The sequence below is a fragment of the Citrobacter sp. Cy070 genome, from assembly GCF_030332245.1.
Taxonomy (GTDB): domain Bacteria; phylum Pseudomonadota; class Gammaproteobacteria; order Enterobacterales; family Enterobacteriaceae; genus Citrobacter; species Citrobacter youngae.
In genome coordinates this window covers 29,674-48,295 of sequence record NZ_JAOWIG010000043.1, presented here as the reverse complement: position 1 = coordinate 48,295, position 18,622 = coordinate 29,674, and the positions used below count along the sequence as shown (strand labels likewise).

Below are 18,622 nucleotides of genomic sequence, written 5' to 3'. Positions count from 1 at the left end.
ATTACGGACAATTACGTCACGATGGTCAAGTGAAACTCTCTTTACGCATTAACGATGGCGAATACCTTCATAAATCAGCCTTAAGGCGAAGACGCCGATAATGGCGCCAATTACCCGGCTGGCAACGCGCTGAATGCGACCATATGCACGGCGTACTGCAGGAAGAGAAAACGCCTGGCTGAGAAAAATACGCCAGATAACAGAAGAAAGCACAATGCCTGCCCATGCCATCAGCCTGGCCCAGGTCGGGGTTTCTGCGCTTAAGGTGACCGAGAAAATACTAATAAAAAACAATACGGTTTGCGGATTCGATAAATCCGTTAACAGCCCGCGACGAAAGAATACATACCAGGGGGCGGATATCGGCTGTTGTAACGTGGGCATTTGCGGTGTCGCCTGATGGCGAATGCTGTTCCAGGCAAACCACAGCAGATAGGTTCCGCCAACAATCTTAATCAACGAAAATATCTCTTCACACTGGGTAATAAGCGTTGCCATACCAAACAGGCCAAGGCCGGAGTAAAACGCGTCGCCCAGGGCCACGCCCAGACCGGTCATCACCCCCGCGCGCCGTCCTGATGCCAGGCTGGTTTGCACCACCACAAACAGGTTCGCCCCGGGGTTGAAAAAGGTTAAAACAAACAGGCTGACGGTGAGTACGACGGCGTGTAGCGGTTCCATAGACAACCATTCCTCAAATATTCATAAAGTTAACACTATAATTTCAACGAGCTGGCTGTTCTGAGGATTAACTCACACTGGCTATTGAAACTTTGAACCGGTTGAAGTGCGGATACGCGATGGCTGGTTTTTTCTGTGCCGCAAAATTTCTATATATTTCTGCTGAGTGTGGATTTTTTATCCAGGCTGGACTAGTTATTAATCATCCTTGAATCGCGTTATCTCATGTTCAGGGATCGATGATGGCGTCATAACAAAACCTGGAGCTGGTCTATGAAAACTGGAATTAAAGTACTTATTGGTGCATTAGCTTTTGTCGTGACCAACGCATATGCCGCGGAATTTATGACAAAACTTGAGTTTGAAAAGGTTGAGTCGCAGTACACAAAAATCGGTGATATCTCAACGAGTAATGAAGTTTCTGTCGCAGATGCTAAAGAAGAGCTGCTGAAGAAAGCCGAAGAGAAAGGCGCCGATGTTGTGGTATTAACTTCCGGTCAAACGGATAATAAAATCCATGGCACAGCCAATATCTACAAGAAAAAATAATACGCTGCATTGAAAGATAAAATACCCGCCAGCCTCTGTACTGGCGGGTTATTCTTTTAACCTGCGCCAAAACGTGGTTCGGCTGATACCGAGATATCGTGCCGCCGCTGTTTTATCACCATTGAATTGTGCCAGCACCTGCTGTGGCGTCAGTGATGATGATATCTGGGGTATTTCGGCGACAATCGCCAGTTCTGGCAATAATTGCTGCAAGAAATGGACGTTAAGTTCTGGTTGTGGCTCGACGCTTAAAAATAATGCCAGACGCTCCATCATATTGCGCAGCTCACGAATATTCCCCGGCCAGCCGTAATTCAGCAGCATATGTTGGCTGAGCCCTAGTCCTTTGCGCACAGGCTCAGAAAACGGCACATCTAATTCCGCCAGTGACTGTTTTAAAAAGCCTTCCGCCAGCGGTAAAATATCGGGCAGCCGTTCGCGTAGCGGGGGGAGCTTGAGGCGCAGAATGCTCAGGCGATAAAACAAATCGGTACGAAACTCGCCTTGTTTCATCTCCTGCTCCAGATTGCAGTGGGTGGCGCTAATCACCCGCACATCGACCGGAATCGGCTGGTGCCCACCGACCCGGGTAACCTCTTTTTCCTCCAGCACGCGTAGCAGTCGGGTTTGTAACGGCAGCGGCATTTCGCCTATCTCATCAAGAAACAGTGTTCCGCCGTGGGCGATTTCAAACAGACCCGCGCGTCCGCCGCGCCGTGAGCCGGTAAAAGCGCCATCTTCATAGCCAAACAACTCCGCTTCCAGTAAGGATTCGGTGATTGCCCCGCAGTTGACGGCGACAAACGGTGGTGAGGGTTTACCGCGTCGATTCTCCTGACGGGTGAAATATTCACGATGAATGGCCTGCGCCGCCAGCTCTTTACCCGTGCCCGTTTCGCCCTGAATCAACACCGGTGCGCGAGAACGGGCGTAGAGCATTATGGTGTGCCGCACCTGTTCCATCTGCGCAGAGTGACCGCGCATATCACCGAGCGCATAGCGGGTGCGCATCGTATCGCTAGAAGCGTATTGACCGTTTCGCCGTAGCGTCAGGCGCGTCATATCCAGCGCATCGACAAAGGCCTGGCGCACGGTAGCCGCTGAATAGATAAAGATGCCGGTCATACCCGCTTCTTCCGCCAGGTCGGTAATCAGCCCCGCGCCGACTACCGCTTGTGTACCGCTGGCCTTCAGTTCGTTGATTTGCCCACGAGCATCTTCTTCAGTGATATAGCTGCGCTGTTCAAGCTGCAAATTGAAGGTCTTTTGAAAGGCGAGAAGCGCAGGAATGGTTTCCTGATAGGTAATGACGCCAATCGATGATGTGAGTTTTCCCGCTTTCGCCAATGCCTGTAGCACATCGAAGCCGCTGGGTTTAATCAGAATAACCGGAATTGATAAGCGGCTTTTCAGATAGGCACCGTTGGAGCCCGCCGCAATGATCGCATCACAACGCTCGCTCGCCAGCTTCTTGCGGATATACGTCACCGCTTTTTCAAAACCCAACTGAATAGGGGTGATGGTCGCCAGGTGGTCGAACTCCAGGCTGATGTCGCGAAACAGTTCGAACAGGCGGGTGACCGAAACGGTCCAGATAACCGGTTTGTCGTCGTTCACCCGCGGCGGAAGATACGTATCAGCCATAGCCAACCCAAAAAGTAAGGAACCGAGTATTAGGGTTTAGTTGTGTTTCATAAATGTTGCAATGAAACGTTAAGGCCAGTTTCATGAAACGATAGCTGACACGCTTTTGTACAACAAAGATACAGAAATTGATTTTAATGCATTGTTTTTAAAGGTGAATATATAAATTGATGAAAAATTAAGGTCTTTGGCATACCCCTTGCTTTAGGTAAATCAACTAATGCTAACAAGTTGATAACAAGAGGACGGGATATGTCTCTACACTCCCCAGGGCTGGCGTTTCGCGCCGCGCTCAGCAAAGAAAACCCATTACAAATCGTGGGCACCATCAACGCCAATCACGCTCTGCTGGCCCAACGCGCCGGGTATCAGGCGATTTATCTCTCCGGCGGCGGCGTGGCGGCAGGGTCTCTGGGTCTGCCGGATCTTGGTATTTCTACCCTGGATGATGTGCTGACCGATATTCGTCGCATTACTGATGTTTGCCCGCTGCCCTTGCTGGTGGATGCGGATATCGGGTTTGGATCGTCAGCGTTCAACGTGGCGCGTACCGTGAAGTCGATTTCCAAAGCTGGGGCTGCCGCGCTGCATATTGAAGATCAGATCGGCGCCAAGCGCTGCGGTCATCGTCCGAACAAAGCGATCGTCTCTAAAGAAGAGATGGTCGACAGGATCCGCGCCGCGGTGGATGCGCGTACCGATCCCAATTTTGTCATTATGGCGCGAACCGATGCGTTGGCGGTGGAAGGGTTAGAGGCTGCCATCGATCGCGCCCAGGCGTACGTCGAAGCGGGCGCTGACATGCTGTTCCCGGAAGCCATTACCGAGCTTGCGATGTACCGCCAGTTTGCCGACGCGGTGCAGGTGCCGATCCTCGCCAACATTACTGAATTTGGCGCTACGCCGCTGTTCACCACCGATGAACTGCGCAGCGCAAACGTCGCGATGGCGCTGTATCCGCTGTCGGCTTTCCGCGCCATGAACCGCGCAGCGGAAAAGGTTTACAACGTGCTGCGTCAGGAAGGAACGCAAAAGAGCGTGATCGACATTATGCAGACGCGTAACGAACTGTACGAAAGCATCAATTACTACCAGTTCGAAGAGAAACTCGACGCGTTGTATAGCAAAAAGTAACCGTCGTAGGCCGGATAAGGCACAGCCGCCATCCGGCAATAAATTTGTACCCTACATATTATAAAAATGACGAGGACAACATGAGCGACACAACGATCCTGCAAAATAGTACCCATGTCATTAAACCTAAAAAATCGGTTGCGCTGTCAGGCGTTACCGCCGGAAATACCGCGCTGTGTACCGTCGGTAAAAGCGGTAACGATTTACACTATCGTGGCTACGATATTCTCGACCTGGCGCAGCAGTGCGAATTTGAAGAAGTCGCGCATCTGCTGATCCACGGGAAATTACCCACCCGCGATGAACTCACCGCCTATAAAAGCAAACTAAAAGCGCTGCGCGGACTGCCCGCTAATGTGCGCACCGTGCTGGAAGCGCTGCCTGCCGCCTCGCATCCGATGGACGTGATGCGCACCGGCGTCTCCGCGCTGGGCTGTACGCTGCCGGAAAAAGAAGGTCATACCGTCTCCGGCGCGCGCGATATTGCCGACAAGCTACTGGCGTCGCTCAGTTCAATCCTTTTGTACTGGTATCACTACAGCCATAACGGCGAGCGTATTCAGCCGGAAACTGACGATGATTCCATTGGCGGTCACTTCCTGCACCTGCTGCATGGCGAAAAACCGTCGCGAAGCTGGGAAAAAGCGATGCATATTTCGCTGGTGCTGTACGCCGAACACGAATTTAACGCCTCCACCTTTACCAGCCGCGTGATTGCCGGAACCGGCTCCGATATGTATTCCGCGATTATCGGCGCGATTGGCGCACTGCGTGGACCGAAACACGGCGGGGCGAATGAAGTGTCGCTGGAGATCCAACAGCGCTACGAAACGCCGGACGAAGCTGAAGCGGATATCCGTAAACGCGTGGAAAACAAAGAAGTGGTGATTGGCTTTGGTCATCCGGTTTACACCATCGCCGACCCGCGCCATCAGGTGATCAAACGCGTGGCAAAACAGCTTTCCCAGGAAGGTGGTTCGCTGAAAATGTACAACATTGCCGACCGTCTGGAAGACGTAATGTGGGAAACGAAAAAGATGTTCCCCAACCTCGACTGGTTCTCGGCGGTCTCCTACAACATGATGGGCGTCCCGACCGAAATGTTCACCCCGCTGTTTGTTATCGCCCGCGTCACCGGCTGGGCGGCGCACATCATCGAACAGCGCCAGGACAATAAAATTATCCGTCCTTCCGCCAATTACACCGGCCCGGAAGATCGCGAATTTGTCCCGATTGAAAAACGTTGCTAATTCAAAAACCTCTAAAGATAAAAAACAGGAAATGTACCCTATGTCCGCACATATTTCGAACGTCCGCCCGGAATTTGACCGTGAAATCGTTGATATCGTTGATTACGTCATGAACTACGAGGTCACCTCGAAGGTGGCGTATGACACCGCGCATTATTGCCTGCTTGATACCTTAGGCTGCGGCCTGGAAGCGCTGGAATATCCGGCCTGTAAAAAACTGCTGGGGCCGGTCGTCCCAGGTACAGTGGTACCGAACGGCGTGCGCGTACCTGGCACCCAGTTCCAGCTCGACCCGGTGCAGGCGGCGTTTAACATCGGTGCGATGATCCGCTGGCTGGACTTCAACGATACCTGGCTTGCCGCTGAGTGGGGTCATCCTTCTGATAACCTCGGCGGTATTCTGGCCACGGCTGACTGGCTGTCACGCAATGCGGTGGCGGCGGGGAAAGCGCCGTTGACCATGAAAAAAGTGCTGACCGGTATGATTAAAGCTCATGAGATTCAGGGCTGTATCGCGCTGGAAAACTCCTTTAACCGTGTTGGTCTCGATCACGTCCTGCTGGTAAAAGTGGCCTCCACGGCGGTGGTCGCTGAGATGCTTGGCCTGAACCGGGATGAAATTCTCAACGCCGTGTCGCTGGCGTGGGTCGACGGCCAGTCGCTGCGTACTTATCGCCATGCGCCGAATACCGGCACGCGTAAATCCTGGGCCGCAGGCGATGCGACCTCGCGCGCGGTACGCCTGGCGCTGATGGCGAAAACCGGTGAGATGGGGTATCCGTCTGCGCTGACGGCGAAAACCTGGGGCTTCTATGACGTCTCTTTCAAAGGCGAATCGTTCCGCTTCCAGCGCCCGTACGGCTCATACGTGATGGAAAACGTGCTGTTTAAAATCTCCTTCCCGGCCGAGTTCCACTCGCAGACCGCGGTAGAAGCAGCAATGACGTTGTACGAGCAGTTACAGGCCGCAGGTAAGACCGCTGCCGATATCGAAAAAGTCACCATTCGCACGCACGAAGCCTGTATCCGCATCATCGATAAAAAAGGCCCGCTGAATAACCCGGCGGACAGGGATCACTGTATCCAGTATATGGTGGCCATTCCGCTGCTGTTCGGGCGCTTAACGGCGGCAGATTACGAAGACGGCGTGGCGCAGGACAAGCGCATCGATGCCCTGCGCGAGAAGATCAACTGCTTCGAAGATCCGGCCTTTACCGCCGATTACCACGACCCTGAAAAACGCGCCATCGCCAACGCCATCACTCTGGAATTCACCGACGGCTCACGCTTTGAAGAAGTGGTAGTGGAATACCCAATCGGCCACGCGCGTCGTCGTACTGACGGCATGCCGAAGCTGGTCGAGAAGTTCAAAATCAACCTGGCGCGTCAGTTCCCGACCCGCCAGCAGCAGCGCATCCTGGATGTCTCCCTGGACAGAACTCGCCTGGAGCAGATGCCGGTCAATGAGTATATGGATCTCTTCATTATTTAAACCAGCGTGCAGCAAGGCGTAAGTTCAACAGGAGAGCATTATGTCTTATAGCGAGTTTTATCAACGTTCTATAACGCAACCGGAGTCGTTCTGGGCCGAGCAGGCCCAGCGTATTGACTGGCAGCAGCCGTATACGCAGGTGCTGGACCACAGCAACCCGCCGTTTGCCCGCTGGTTTTGCGACGGCACGACCAATCTGTGCCATAACGCCATCGACCGCTGGCTGGAGAAACAGCCCGAGGCGCTGGCGCTGATTGCGGTGTCATCCGAAACCGAAGAAGAACGCACGTTTACCTTTCGTCAGCTGTATGACGAAGTGAACGTCGCGGCGGCGATGCTATTGTCGCTGGGCGTACAGCGTGGCGATCGGGTGCTGGTGTATATGCCGATGATCGCCGAGGCGCACATTACGCTACTGGCCTGCGCACGCATTGGGGCGATCCATTCGGTGGTGTTCGGCGGCTTCGCGTCGCATAGCGTGGCGGCGCGCATCGACGACGCCCGGCCGGTGGTTATCGTCTCGGCGGATGCCGGGGCGCGCGGGGGCAAGATCCTGCCGTATAAAAAGCTGCTCGATGATGCGATCGACCAGGCGCAGCACCGACCGCGTCATGTGGTGCTGGTCGACCGCGGTCTGGCGAAAATGGCGCGAGTTGAAGGACGTGACCTCGACTTTGCCGCCCTGCGCCAACAGCATCTCGGCGCGCGGGTACCAGTTGTCTGGCTGGAATCAAACGAAACCTCCTGCATTCTCTACACCTCCGGGACAACCGGGAAACCGAAAGGCGTGCAACGCGATGTTGGCGGTTACGCGGTGGCGCTGGCGACCTCGATGGACACCATTTTCGGCGGCAAAGCGGGCGGCGTGTTCTTCTGCGCGTCGGATATCGGCTGGGTAGTTGGGCATTCGTATATCGTGTATGCCCCGCTGCTGGCGGGGATGGCGACGGTAGTTTACGAAGGTCTGCCAACGTATCCGGACTGCGGCGTGTGGTGGAAAATTGTTGAGAAGTATCAGGTCAGCCGGATGTTCTCGGCCCCGACAGCTATCCGTGTGCTGAAGAAATTCCCCACTGCGCAAATCCGTAATCACGATCTCTCCTCGCTGGAGGTGCTGTATCTGGCGGGGGAACCGCTGGACGAACCAACCGCCAGTTGGGTAACCCAAACGCTGGGCGTCCCGGTTATCGACAACTACTGGCAGACTGAATCCGGCTGGCCGATTATGGCGATTGCCCGCGGGCTGGACGACAGGCCATCGCGTCTGGGCAGTCCCGGCGTGCCGATGTACGGCTACAACGTACAACTGCTCAATGAGGTGACCGGTGAACCTTGTGCGGCAAACGAGAAGGGCATGCTGGTGATCGAAGGGCCGCTGCCGCCGGGCTGTATTCAGACCATCTGGGGCGATGACGAACGCTTTGTGAATACCTACTGGTCGCTGTTCTCCCGCCAGGTGTACGCCACCTTTGACTGGGGCATTCGCGACGCCGATGGCTATTACTTCATCCTGGGGCGTACGGATGACGTGATCAACGTCGCCGGACACCGACTCGGTACGCGAGAGATCGAGGAGAGTATTTCCAGCTATCCGAACGTTGCGGAAGTGGCGGTGGTCGGCGTGAAGGATGCGCTGAAAGGGCAGGTAGCGGTCGCGTTTGTTATTCCGAAACAGAGCGACAGTCTGGAAGATCGCGACATCGCCCATTCGGAAGAGAAGGCGATTATGGCGCTGGTGGACAGCCAGATTGGCAACTTTGGCCGTCCGGCACACGTCTGGTTTGTGTCGCAGTTGCCGAAAACACGTTCCGGTAAAATGCTCAGACGGACGATCCAGGCGATCTGCGAAGGCCGCGATCCTGGCGATCTGACCACCATTGACGATCCAACATCGTTACAGCAAATCCGCCAGGCGATCGAGGAGTAGGGCGTTGCCGGGTGGCGGCTTCGCCTTATCCGGCCTACGAAACCGCGCACCGTAGGCCAGATAAGCCGCGAAGCGGCGCCATCCGGCAAAAGCAACGTGATTAGCGCCAGCTCAGCTGATAATGATAACGCCCTGCGCTCAACTGAAATTCTGGTGACACTGAAGGGCTCCACGAATCATCCCCGCCGACGCCCATATGGAAACCATCAATGTTGAGCCATGTTCCGGCTTCAGGCTGCAGCAGATGGCGATGGCTGGTTGCCATCAGTTGCTTCTGGCTGTAACGGCTGATGTTGAACTGGAAGTCACCACGCCACAGATGATCCCCGTAGCGTAATTCGCGTGTCCCGCAGCGCAGGCCATTTTCACTTGGGAAAACATACGGGGTGTACATTTCATCGAGCGATAAATCCCAACGGTCGAAACAAGCGGCGTTCAGCCTGTCCGGGTAGTTCTCATGCGGCCCAAGGCCTAACCAGTTTACCCGTTCAGCCACCTGCGCCAGCTGGCAGCTCAGGCCGATGCGGGCCGGATGCGGCGTACCGCTGGCGATGTCGACATCCACCGTTATCTGCATTTCACCCTTGCCGTCAATACGGTAGCTTTTTCGGCTGATGAACAGCGTTTCGCCCCGATACTGCCAGGCATGCGCGGTGGTGATAAGGATGCTGTTCGACAGCGCTTCGGCCTCGCATTGCAATAGCCATGGCTCAGCATGGTAATGGCCCGCAGCCTTCCAGCGTTCGACCCAGGCATTAGGATCGATGCGCGTTACTTCGCTGATGCCGATGTCGTTATCCAGCGGCGCACGGGTAAACTGATCGATTAACGGTGCTAACAGCTGTGCTTTTTCGACCAGCCAGTATTGCGTCAGTAAGCCTGTACGGCGGCAGAATTCCCAGCGTTTATCACTGACGATTACCGTAAACGTGTCATCGCGGATCGTCAGCTGTGGCGCTGTGCTGGCGCGAGGTTTAAGCGCCAGACTGAGTTTATCTTCCAGCTTCCATTGCTGCCAGGCGCTGATGTGCCCGGCGTCTGACCACGCGGTTGCCTGAGGTTGTTCGACGCGCACCGTCAGCCACAGCTGACCTGCGGTTTCCGGCATCGGGACATCTGGCAGGGTAATCACCTGGCGGCCTTGTGGGGCGATATCCAGAACGACCTCTCCGGCGGCCAGCGGGTTGCCGTCCTGGGCGATGGACCAGTGCAGAACTTCGTTATCGCTGCGGCGGAACAGATATTCACTGGTCACTTCAATCTGGCGTTCAGCGCCCGGCAGTAACGTGAACTGGAAAAACTGCTGTTCATGTTTGGCCTCATATAACGCCGGGTGTGGGGTGCGATCGGCGAACACCAGCCCGTTCATGCAAAACTGGCGATCGTTAGGCGTGTCGCCAAAATCGCCACCATAGGCTGACCATGCTTTGCCGTTCTCATCATATTTGGTCAGCGACTGATCCACCCAGTCCCAGACGAATCCTCCTTGCAGACGCGGATACTGGCGGAATGCCTGCCAATATTTGGCATAGCCGCCGAGGCTGTTACCCATCGCGTGGGCATATTCACAAAGGATCAGCGGACGCTGTTCGCCGGGCATCGACAGCCACTTTTTAATCGACCATTTGGGTACGGCGGGGAAGGGCTGATCCTGATCGACGCGGGCATACATCGGGCAAATAATATCGGTCGCTGCGGTATTTGCGCCGCCGCCTTCATATTGTACCGGGCGTGACGGGTCTTCTGATTTTATCCAGCGGTAGAGCGCGTCGTGGTTCGCGCCGTGACCGGATTCATTGCCCAACGACCAGATGATGATACTTGGGTGATTGCGGTCACGCTGTACCATGCGCGTGACGCGCTGGCTCATGGCGGGAAGCCATGTTGGGTCATCGCTCAGGCGATTCATGGGCACCATACCGTGGGTTTCGATATTGGCCTCATCCACCACATACAGGCCGTAGCGGTCGCACAGGGTGTACCATAGCGGGTGACTTGGGTAATGCGAACAACGCACGGCGTTAAAGTTGTTCTGCTTCATCAGCAGAATATCCTGCACCATCGTTGCCTCGTCCATCGCCTGACCGTTGACCGGATGGTGCTCATGACGGTTGGTACCGCGAATCAACAGCGGCTTACCATTGAGTAACAGCAGTCCGTTTTCAATGCAAACCTGACGAAAGCCGACGTCACAGGCCTCGGCTTCAATCAGCGTACCGTCAGCGGTATGTAGCTGCACAACGGCGCGGTACAGATTAGGCGTTTCGGCACTCCACAACGCCGGGTGTTCAACGTTGAGGCGCAGCGTAGTACGGTCGTGATAAGCGCCGCGTTCATCAACAATCTCGCTGCCGGGCGGTGAGGTGAGCTCGCCAACCAACGTTTCGCCGTTCCACAATTGCAGGGTCACGCGTACATCTTCACGCTCGTCGCCTGCTATCCGGACTTCCGCTTCCAGCACCGCGCGGCTGAAATCATCATTAAAGCGCGTGTTGATGCGTAGGTCACGGATCTGTGTTGTGGGTTTATGCAGTAAAGAAACATCGCGAAAGATGCCGCTCATGCGCCACATATCCTGATCTTCCAGATAGCTGCCATCGCTCCAGCGCAGCACCATGACGGCCAGGCGGTTTTCGCCGCGCAGCAGATAATCGCGAAGATCAAATTCAGACGGCAGACGGCTGTCCTGACCGTAGCCGACCCAACGACCGTTGCACCACAGATGAAACGCGGAGTTCACGCCGTCAAAAATAATCCGCGTCTGACCCTCATCTAACCATGCATCTTCAACACTAAATGTGAGCGAATAACATCCGGTAGGGTTCTGCGTCGGAACAGAAGGCGGATTGACCGGGAACGGATAGGTTATATTGGAGTAGATTGGCGCATCATAACCGCTCATCTGCCAGTTAGACGGCACGCAGAGGGCAACGGCCTGCGGTAAATCATGCTCAAGCCAACTTTCTGGCACTGCCTCTGGTGTGGCAAACCAGGCGAACTGCCACTCGCCGTTTAACGAAATTCGTTGGGATGAAGGCCGGTGGTTACGGGCATCATCCACGCAGCGCCAGCTACAAAACGGCGGATGTGCCTCCAGACGGTTTATCTGTGTGACGCCGGGGTTTTCCCAGTCACGGCGCGCCAGTACGGCGGCGAGTGAGTCCGAGCTCAGAGTCATAGCGGTATCTCATGTTTGTTATTCGCTCACAATTTAATAAACATAAGGCCTGCGGTGAGACGCTGTAAAGCCGGGCGGGTTTAATGGGTGAACTGACTCACAGTAATTAGCGCTCGCCGGATGGCAGCAGAGAGACCTGACGCGCCAGTTGCATCAACGACTCCGCCAGCACCTGAGGCGTGGTGGTTTGTGCGTCAGGCGGCAGTACGGTTTTCCGTTCGACCAGCGTGACCGGCAGCAGCAGATTGCCGGGGGCGGACATACCCAGCGTAAGCTGCAACAGCCTGTCAACGCTGGTCTGTCCGAGAGTGGGGAAATCCTGCCTGATGGTGGTCAGCGGCGGGATGTAGCAGGCGCTGTCTTCGGTGTCGTCGTAGCCGATCACGGAGATGTCCGCTGCAACTCGCAGCCCAGACTCGCTGATTGCCCGCATTGCGCCCAGCGCCATTTGATCGTTAGCGACCAGCATAGCGGTTGGAATGATACCGTCGTTAAGCATGTGCATGGTTTGATGAAAGCCGGACATGGCGCTCCAGTCACCTTCACGTTCTACAATGGGACGTAGTTGGTAGTGCGCCAGATATTTATGCCAGCCCGCACGGCGAAGCCTTGCCGAAACTGAAGTGTGCGGCCCACTCAGCAGGGCGATTCGCTGATGACCATGCTGTACAAGATGTTCAACGCCGAGCCGAGCGCCGTCATCATGGGAGAAAATCACGCTGTTAATCGGCGTCTGGTCAGAGACATCGAGAAACAGTACCGGCACTGTACCGCAGGCGGCGGCCATGGCAATGGCGTCTTCTTCATCCAGCGGATAGTTGATGATAAGCCCGGTTACGCGCTGAGAAAGCAGGTTGTGGACCGCGGTTTTACACGCCTCAACGCCGCTGCGCTCGACCATGGCGATCACCACGCTGGCGCCGGACTGGTCGGCGCGGGATTTTATGGCGGCAACGATTTGTGAGGGGGCATGCAGGGCAAGGTTCGCCGTTACAACGCCAATCAGCGGCGTCTGTTTGCCTGCCAGTTGCTGTGCGACGCGGTTGGGGATGTAATTGAGTTCCGCCATCGCGGCCTCAACTTTCTGTCGGGTTTTTGCGGAAACGTGGCTGGCCTGATTCACGACGCGCGAGACGGTCTGGTAAGAGACGCCTGCATGGTCTGCGACATCGTATAGCGTTACCGGTTTCACGTTTATCACCCCTGTCATGATGTTATCTGCGCGCTATGATGCCACAGCGGGACGATTTTGGGGGATTTACGCATAGGTTCTGCGAGGCGCATTCCAGGGTTGCGGATCGTGTGCGGGAGGATTTATCGTCGTTAAACTTATCAGATTAAAAAGTGAGGACATCGTGAGCGACTCTGCGGCAAATAATATCCTGTCCATTTACCGACGCCATGCGGAGGCTTTTGCCCGCCAGCGCTCACGCGCCTTGTTTGAGAAAAGCTGGCTGGACAAGTTCATCAACGTGATGGGCGGGCAGGGCCATATTGTGGATATTGGCTGCGGAAACGGTCAGCCGATTGCGGGTTATTTTATCCAGCAAGGTTTTCAGTTGACGGGGGTTGATGGTTCCCCGGAAATGCTGGCGCGGGCGCGGCACTCTTTTCCCGCACAGCGCTGGCTGGAGCAGGATATGCGTGAGCTGGCGCTTAACGAGACATTCGACGGTCTGATCGCCTGGGACAGCTTTTTCCATTTAACCCAGTTGGACCAGCAAAAGATGTTCCCCATTTTTGACCGGCTCAGTCATCCCGGCAGCGCGCTGATGTTTACCAGCGGCACGGACAACGGCATTGCGATGGGGGAATTTGAGGGTGAGCCGCTGTTTCACGCCAGCCTCGCGCCTGATGAGTATCACGCATTGCTGTCGATGCACGGTTTTACGGTGATTGAGAGGGTGATGGAAGATCCGCACTGTACCGGGCACACCATCTGGCTGGCGCAAAAAAGAGGTTAATCGCCGCGAAAGGTTTTACGCCATTCAGCCGGGCTGACGCCGAAGCGGGATTTAAAATGCTGCCGCCAGGTGACGGGGGAGAGAAAACCTACCTGTTCGGCGATGCGTTCAACGGGTAACTGACTGGACTCCAGCAGGATCTGGCTGCGGTGTAGGCGCTCGGTAATCAGCCATTCAGCCACGCTTGACCCGGTGGCCTTCATAAAATGACGGGTTAGAGTGCGACGACTCATCATCACCCGCTGTGCCAGCTCGTCGAGATTATGCGGTTCGTGGAGATGCTGGCGCAAATAGTCGAGCAGGGCGTTAATGCGCTGATCCTGGGTATTTTTCGCTACCGGTTGTTCGATAAACTGCGCCTGACCGCCCTCACGATGCGGTGGCACAATCATCCGTCGGGCAATCTGATTCGCCACCGTGCTGCCAAAACGCTGGCGAATTACGTACAAGCAGCAATCCAGCGCGGCGGCGGTACCTGCTGAGGTAATAATACCGTCGTCATCCACGTACAGTGCGTTGATATCCAACTGGGCCGCCGGGAAGCGCGCCTGAAAATCCTGCTCGAACTCCCAGTGCGTAGCCGCTCGTTTACCGTCCAGTAACCCCGCATAGCCGAGGACAAACGCGCCCAGACACAGCCCGACAATCTGCGCGCCGTTTTGTCGCGCGCGGTTGAGCGCACCAAGCAGGCTTTGTGGTGGACGATGCGCGGTGGTGCCCCACCAGGGGATCACCACGATGTCGGCAGCCTCCACCGCTTCATAGCCGTGGGTTGCGGTAATGGAGAAACCATCCTGCGAGGAGATGATGCCCGGTTTTTCGCCGCACATCTGCACCTCAAAGCGCTTTTTCACCGCCATTTTGTCACTGAAAATGATACACGGCACCGAGAAGTGAAACGGGCTGAAATCTTCCACGGCAACAATGGCGACGTTAAGCGGCTGCATACGATTCCTTTGTAGAGATTAAAATGCCAGGGTTTCACCATCTTCCGGCACGTTGACATATTGCGCAATCTGGTTGTCGCGGGCGTACTCTTTCAGGGCCGCGCGGGTCAACAGACAATGGTTAATCGCCTCCATATGGGTCGCCACAATGTGTGCTTCGGGTAAGGTGAAGTGGGTTTTCAGCACATCTTCCGCACCCATGATAATTGGGCCAAAACCGATGACGTGGGCAAAACCCGCATTCAGAACCACCACGCCTGGCTGGAAGGTATGCATGTTGGCTTCCACCTCGTCGCGCCAGAGGGTGTCCCCGACCAGATACAGCGTTTTTTCCGCCGGATGCATAAAGATAACGCCACAGGCATCACCCAGGCGTTCTGCCATTTGTGGAATGGCATAGGCGCGATCTGAGCCGTGCTGGCCACCGGTTTTACGCAGAGTGATAGCGCCGACCACGGTATTTTGCGTCAGCACGGTGAGTTGTGTGAAACCCTGCCCCCGCAGTATGTGTGCATCATGGTCATTTTGCACATAGATTGGTTTGTCTTTCGGCACGATGCGCGCCGCAGCTTCATCCCAGTGGTCTTCATGCAGATGGGTGACGATCAGCGCATCGACATTAAGCAGGGTATCAATGTCGATGGGCAGATCGACGGTTGGGTTGCGAATTTCGGCACGTGCTGTTCCGGCAAAACCCGGATATGCGCCTTTCGCAGCCAGCATAGGATCGACCAGAAAAGTCATTCCACCAAAGGTGATGTGCTGTGTGGCATTACGGATTTGCGTGATGTTCATGGTGTGCGCTCTGCGTGTTGGGTCAGTGGTATCATCGTAGAGTGTTGTCCAGAAGATGAATGTGGGCAAATGGGCGACTAACGATGGGATTGGGCCAATCGCATCCAGCCTGCAGAGAACGTTATTTATGGCGTTTAATCGCCGTCTCATTATCTAAATTAATAAACGTATACTTTCCTTTTTTCTGCATTATTTACTCTGCGGCTATTATACCGAGCTAAATAAAGAAACAGTCATTTTAATTCAGGAGAATTAATTAAATGCGAAGTGGTTCCAGACAATATTGTTGATTTATGCAACACATTACAGCCAGGAAACAGATCGCGAACCATGAAATAACAATGCTATCATTCGCTCCAGACGCGGCAGGCAACTGCTGGCACACGCACTTACCCCGGAGCACCTGATGAACAACGACATTCCGCTAAAATATTATGATATCGCTGATGAGTACGCGACCGAGGCTGCAAAGCCGGTGAACGATGCCGAACGCGATGCGCTGGCGCACTACTTCCAGCAGCTGATCACCCGTTTGATGAACAACGAAGAGATCAGCGAAGACGCGCAGCAGGAGATGGCAACTGTCGCCGGCGTCGACGCACAGCGTATTGATGACATTGCGGAGTTCCTCAATCGCTGGGGTAACGAGTAGCCAAAGACGGGGCCTGTGTTTTACACTGCGCGCAAATTGAGTAGGTATACTCTACGAGTATTCGGTTTAATCAGACGGAAACAGCAATGAACGGAACAATCACAACGTGGTTTAAAGATAAAGGCTTTGGATTTATCAAAGATGAAAACGGCGACAACCGCTATTTTCATGTGATTAAGGTTGCTAATCCTGAGCTGATCAAGAAAGACGCGGCGGTGACTTTTGAACCCACCACCAACAACAAAGGCCTGTCTGCCTATGCGGTGAAAGTCATACCCGACAGCAAGTACATCTATATCGCGGGCGAGCGCCTGAAGCTCACGGCGATCAAGTCATACCTGGTGTACAGCGAAGAAGTGCCGGTTGAAACCCGTATCGACAAAGAAAACGCGGTGCTGTCTGTCGGCGTGCTGATGAACAGCATCCGACCGAAATCAGACGTGAAGCCTGGCGAAATGCGCACACTGAAAAAGCTGGCGATCACTACCTTCCAGGGCACGACGCTGATCTTCTCGGAAGATGAAATCGACATCGACGAGACGGTGAAGCTGCTGAAAGTCTGACGTCCTTCAGAGTGAATGAATGCCGAAACGCTGCTCTTTTCAAAAGCAGGGTTTCGGTTTTTTTTTGCATTCAGTCAGATCGGGTAGGTATATGGGGGCAAAAGCTTCTTTGTGTCAGAAGCAGATGTGAACGTTTTATATAAGAAGTGAAAGTGGTACTTTGCCGGGGTTATTACTTTTGATTCTCTTGTCTTATCTATTATTGTTGCTGCGCCAGTGTTAAAAATAAAAATAGAAAAATCAGCAGAAAGTTATGTAGTAACTTATCCATAATGTTAATTATTGATGAAATTAAAGTAACACTCCGTAAGGTTTGGATGTTTTTATTTCTCATAGACGAGAATTTACATATAGTGATATAATATGGCGGGAAAAACAGGCAGCTTATTAAGCTGCCTGTCATGTAAATAAATTTTCGAGGAGACTATTCCAGTGGGACGTAAATGGGCCAATATTGTTGGTAAAAAAACGGCTAAAGACGGTGCAACGTCTAAAGTATATTCCAAATTCGGTGTGGAAATCTATGCTGCGGCTAAACAAGGTGAACCAGACCCAGAATTAAACACAGCTTTAAAATTCGTTATTGAACGTGCGAAACAAGCCCAGGTTCCAAAGCACGTTATTGATAAAGCTATTGATAAAGCCAAAGGTGGCAGCGACGAAACGTTCATGCAAGGGCGTTATGAAGGCTTTGGTCCAAGTGGTTCCATGATTATAGCTGAAACCCTGACTTCAAACGTTAACCGCACGATTGCTAATATTCGCTCAATCTTCAATAAAAAAGGCGGGAATATTGGCGCGGCGGGTGCTGTCAGCTATATGTTTGACAATACTGGCGTGATTGTATTTGCGGGAACAGACCCTGACCGTATTTTTGAAATTTTGCTTGATGCTGAAGTGGATGTACGTGATGTTACCGAAGAAGAAGGCAACATCATTATTTATACTGAATCTACAGATCTTCATAAAGGAATTGCAGCCCTCAAAGCAGCTGGGATTACTGAATTCTCAACCACAGAATTAGAAATGATTGCTCAATCAGAAGTTGAACTTTCACCAGAAGATTTAGAAATCTTTGAAGGACTTGTTGATGCCCTTGAAGATGATGATGATGTTCAAAAAGTATATCATAACGTTGCAAATCTCTGATTATAAATTAAAGAAATCTGTCATTATGGCAGATTTTATAAATTGTAAGTTTGTTATGATCAACATGTCTGATAAGATGTGTTGATTATAATGAACAGATAAAAATACTATCGCTAAAAGAAACGCATTAATTGAAATTCCTGGCCTAAACTATCTGATAATAAATGGCAAAGGCGCTCCTGCAAGTTCAGGTCTTCAATACTGAAGCGTATTATCTTGAGTAAGGACAGTGCTGATATGAATATTATTGAAAGTGGTATTCGTGACGTAAAACAAGGTGAAAATGTCACAATAGTCATGCCTGTGAATCTTTATGAATGCGAGTTGGGTCATGATGTGTTTGTCGGGCCATTTGTTGAGATACAAAAGGGATGCGTCATAGGCGACAGAACTAAAGTGCAGTCCCATACTTTCATCTGTGAAAACGTTACCTTAGGCGAGGACTGCTTTATAGGGCATGGCGTGACCTTTGCTAACGATCTTTTCAAGAGCGGAAGTCCTGACGCTTCTGCAAAAAGCTGGATTAATATTGTATTAGGTAACGCAGTAACGGTGGGCAGTGGAGCCACAATTTTAACAACGGAAATTTGCAGTGGTGCGGTGATTGGTGCCGGTAGTGTGGTGATAAAGCCCGTGCTGGTAAAAGGCGTGTATGCTGGCAATCCGGCCAGACTTTTGCGAAAGCTTTAAGTATTAC

The 18,622-nt window shown here is 53.4% G+C and carries 16 protein-coding genes; 10 read left to right on the top strand and 6 right to left on the bottom strand.

The annotated features are described in order from the left end of the window. Positions 1–48 precede the first annotated feature (48 nt). Positions 49–681, bottom strand: a complete 633-nt coding sequence (locus OGY19_RS04290; RefSeq protein ID WP_048212506.1) for a LysE family transporter — start codon at positions 679–681, stop codon at positions 49–51. A gap of 273 nt (positions 682–954) precedes the next feature. Between OGY19_RS04290 and yahO the strand changes: the two genes are divergently transcribed. Next, positions 955–1,230 (top strand): DUF1471 family periplasmic protein YahO, encoded by a 276-nt coding sequence (yahO, locus tag OGY19_RS04285; RefSeq protein WP_003021310.1) that lies wholly within the window; start codon positions 955–957, stop codon positions 1,228–1,230. A gap of 48 nt (positions 1,231–1,278) precedes the next feature. Here the strand turns inward: yahO and prpR are convergent, their stop codons facing one another. Continuing rightward, positions 1,279–2,874: a propionate catabolism operon regulatory protein PrpR gene (prpR, locus tag OGY19_RS04280; protein ID WP_115600889.1), complete on the bottom strand. Its 1,596-nt coding sequence runs from the start codon at positions 2,872–2,874 to the stop codon at positions 1,279–1,281. A gap of 252 nt (positions 2,875–3,126) precedes the next feature. Here prpR and prpB point away from each other — a divergent pair, with 252 nt between their 5' ends. The 4 genes from prpB (at position 3,127) to prpE (ending at position 8,677) form a co-directional block, all read left to right on the top strand. Then, entirely contained in the window at positions 3,127–4,008 is an 882-nt protein-coding gene (prpB, locus tag OGY19_RS04275) for a methylisocitrate lyase (protein ID WP_003021316.1), read from the top strand. A gap of 80 nt (positions 4,009–4,088) precedes the next feature. Further along, positions 4,089–5,258: a bifunctional 2-methylcitrate synthase/citrate synthase gene (prpC, locus tag OGY19_RS04270; protein WP_048212504.1), complete on the top strand. Its 1,170-nt coding sequence runs from the start codon at positions 4,089–4,091 to the stop codon at positions 5,256–5,258. Between the two features lie 40 nt (positions 5,259–5,298). Next, positions 5,299–6,750 (top strand): bifunctional 2-methylcitrate dehydratase/aconitate hydratase, encoded by a 1,452-nt coding sequence (locus tag OGY19_RS04265; protein WP_115600888.1) that lies wholly within the window; start codon positions 5,299–5,301, stop codon positions 6,748–6,750. A 40-nt stretch (positions 6,751–6,790) separates the two neighbouring features. Next, the gene (gene prpE, locus OGY19_RS04260; RefSeq protein ID WP_115600887.1) at positions 6,791–8,677 is read left to right on the top strand and encodes a propionate--CoA ligase; all 1,887 of its coding nucleotides are present in this window, start codon (positions 6,791–6,793) and stop codon (positions 8,675–8,677) included. A 100-nt stretch (positions 8,678–8,777) separates the two neighbouring features. Here prpE and OGY19_RS04255 read toward each other — a convergent pair whose 3' ends face one another. Next, positions 8,778–11,855 carry a beta-galactosidase gene (locus OGY19_RS04255; RefSeq protein WP_286596238.1) on the bottom strand — a complete coding sequence of 1,026 codons (3,078 nt, stop codon included), beginning with the start codon at positions 11,853–11,855 and terminating at the stop codon, positions 8,778–8,780. Positions 11,856–11,961: 106 nt separating this feature from the next. Next, a complete protein-coding gene (locus OGY19_RS04250) occupies positions 11,962–13,056 on the bottom strand; it encodes a LacI family DNA-binding transcriptional regulator (protein WP_147293158.1) in 1,095 nt (364 codons plus the stop codon). 154 nt (positions 13,057–13,210) lie between these two features. Between OGY19_RS04250 and OGY19_RS04245 the strand changes: the two genes are divergently transcribed. Continuing rightward, the gene (locus OGY19_RS04245) at positions 13,211–13,819 is read left to right on the top strand and encodes a class I SAM-dependent DNA methyltransferase (RefSeq protein WP_048212499.1); all 609 of its coding nucleotides are present in this window, start codon (positions 13,211–13,213) and stop codon (positions 13,817–13,819) included. On the opposite strand, the gene OGY19_RS04240 is transcribed toward OGY19_RS04245, so the two are convergent. Both OGY19_RS04240 and OGY19_RS04235 read right to left on the bottom strand, forming a co-directional pair. Further along, positions 13,816–14,766 carry a GlxA family transcriptional regulator gene (locus OGY19_RS04240; RefSeq protein ID WP_048212498.1) on the bottom strand — a complete coding sequence of 317 codons (951 nt, stop codon included), beginning with the start codon at positions 14,764–14,766 and terminating at the stop codon, positions 13,816–13,818. The genes OGY19_RS04245 and OGY19_RS04240 overlap by 4 nt on opposite strands. 18 nt (positions 14,767–14,784) lie before the next feature. After that, entirely contained in the window at positions 14,785–15,561 is a 777-nt protein-coding gene (locus OGY19_RS04235; protein WP_115600884.1) for an MBL fold metallo-hydrolase, read from the bottom strand. Positions 15,562–15,967: 406 nt separating this feature from the next. Between OGY19_RS04235 and OGY19_RS04230 the strand changes: the two genes are divergently transcribed. From OGY19_RS04230 to OGY19_RS04215, 4 genes are all read left to right on the top strand, one after another. Next, entirely contained in the window at positions 15,968–16,213 is a 246-nt protein-coding gene (locus OGY19_RS04230) for a YmjA family protein (protein WP_048212496.1), read from the top strand. An 86-nt stretch (positions 16,214–16,299) separates the two neighbouring features. Further along, positions 16,300–16,776 carry a cold-shock protein gene (locus tag OGY19_RS04225; protein WP_048212495.1) on the top strand — a complete coding sequence of 159 codons (477 nt, stop codon included), beginning with the start codon at positions 16,300–16,302 and terminating at the stop codon, positions 16,774–16,776. 432 nt (positions 16,777–17,208) lie between these two features. Then, a complete protein-coding gene (locus OGY19_RS04220; protein WP_048212494.1) occupies positions 17,209–17,925 on the top strand; it encodes a YebC/PmpR family DNA-binding transcriptional regulator in 717 nt (238 codons plus the stop codon). Between the two features lie 237 nt (positions 17,926–18,162). Next, entirely contained in the window at positions 18,163–18,615 is a 453-nt protein-coding gene (locus OGY19_RS04215) for an acyltransferase (RefSeq protein WP_048212493.1), read from the top strand. Positions 18,616–18,622 lie beyond the last annotated feature (7 nt).